We start from the raw sequence: 2,128 nt of genomic DNA on the forward strand, positions 1-2,128 counted from the left end.
TTCATCTTTATTGTCTTCTATATATTCTGAGGATTCTCTGGAATAACCATTCTGCTGTAACCAAATCCGTAAGTCACTATCTGTTCCATACTCCATGAAACGATACCAGTCATTCTGAGGTGGCATTCCACTCTTAGTTAACTCCTGGGTAACTTTCAAGAAATATTTACCTAATACAAACTGAAGATTTTGCAATCTTTTCATCACTAAATTAATGGTTGTAGTCTCCCAGTCAATATTAGGGGTATTCTCATGGTATTGCCTTACCCTATTAAGAAATCTTGTATCTCCACGCTCAGGATCACGGATTTGAATTGCAAAGTCGCAAATCCGTTGCAGGCTGTACCCACTCATCCAAAGTAAGGCTATTTTAGCGTCATCCTCGATGACCTTATCTTGAGTTTCCTTGTCTTGTTTTGACTTAACAAAGTCGGATTCATAAATAGCCCAGTTAAATATTTCTGATAGTTTGAGTAAAAAAGCTTTGGCTTCCGGCCACCTCAATTTTTCCCCATCATGAATATTAGGATATCCTTTAATATTTTCCTGACTAATCTTGTTTCTAAGACTTTCAGACTGATCAGAAGAGAAGTTAATATCATCCTCTAATTCGTCAACATATCGTTCTTGTAAGGATTGTAAAATTTTTCGTTCTTCTTTGTAGGTTATATGTTTTGCTAAATGGGTTCTAACTACTCCATGATGATCATTCCGTAATTCCTTGACATAAAGTAATGATAATTTCCGGATTAAATCATAGTTCTTATCTTTTTCAATGTTATATAAACGCACATCGCCTTTCTCTAGGCTCTTCTTAATTGCTGCCGCTTGCTTAGGCTTAATAACATCAACAGATAACTTAGCTTTTTTTAGTCTGTTATTCATCCTAGATAAATAAGCAGCACGGTTACTATGCGAATTCGCCGTATCGCCAGTAATTAGAAAGATATTTCCTAGCATGGAGTGACCTAACCTACCCACTCGACCAATTAAGTTCAAGAAGTCTAATTGACTGAGCGTCCTTTTTCCATTTTGCAGCGTAGTAACGAAAATATTATCAGCCGGCAAATTTACTCCCTCCAGTAGGGTACTAGTGCAGAAAACCAGCTTTAGGATTCCTTGCCGACAGGCTTCCTCGATTCTAATGCGAACGTCAACTGGCAATTCTCCAGTGTGGAAGGCTATTCCTTTTCTAACTAGTTTTACCAAGATGTATTTAGGGTGAATTTTACGTGAAATATAATCAGCTAACTCTATCAACCTTGGATCGTTACTTTCTTCCATTGAACGACTAACAACCACAGCATCTGAAATGGCATTGACTTTTGAACCATAATAAACCAAGTTGCAATTACTATTCCCTAAAATGCTTATCATCTTCCGAATAATATCTGGTACTGATAGCGTTTCTTTAAGTTTACCTATCGGAATAGTATTTTGATTCAAATCATCATATACTTCCGCTTTATTAGCATAGCGATCAAAGATAATTTCCACCTGGGTTACTGGGGATTCGACAATGCGAAGGCCATCATTCGATGCGGCTGTTTGTACTAACTTTTTAAATATTCCTGGATTTGGAATCGATGGTGAGGCAAAGGTTACCTTCGGTCGATTTTCCCATGCACTAACCCTGTCAAATATTTCATAGTAAAAGACACTACGCGAACTTGCTTCTGTAACTTTTTGAGACTCATCAATAAACAGGTGTATTAACCGTGCTTCTGAATATTGTGTTAAAAGGGCTAATAGGCGTTCAGGAGTCATTACGCAAATATAGCTTCCCTCGTAATCTACCCTGTACTCTTCAGGATGAGAAATGACTCGATATTGTTTTTCGCCTAATTTTGCCCCTAAATCCTTAATAAGCTGAACCTTTACTTCGGTAATGAGTGCCTTGCTTGGTACAGTGATCGCAAAGTTGCCTACGACACCCTCCTTCACTTGAAGCTCAATATACTTTTCAATTAAAAAGGTCTTCCCCATCGATGTTGGAGCTGAAAAACTAGTAAGTTCATTGCTCAAAGACTTAAAAATTATATCTTGCTTACCGATAAACGACTTACTTCCTTCTCCAGGAATCTGGCGTTTCTCTTTTTGATAGTTTACCAAGGCTTCGTTCCATAAC

At 37.6% G+C, this 2,128-nt stretch carries 1 protein-coding gene; it reads right to left on the minus strand.

Annotated features, from left to right (window positions below; translation table 11 throughout):
* The coding region (locus D1831_RS14140) for a DEAD/DEAH box helicase (protein WP_125073444.1) at positions 1 to 2,128 on the minus strand (2,128 nt) is incomplete at both ends.

Origin of the sequence: Lactiplantibacillus garii (assembly GCF_003885105.1) — a bacterium.
GTDB lineage: Bacteria > Bacillota > Bacilli > Lactobacillales > Lactobacillaceae > Lactiplantibacillus > Lactiplantibacillus garii.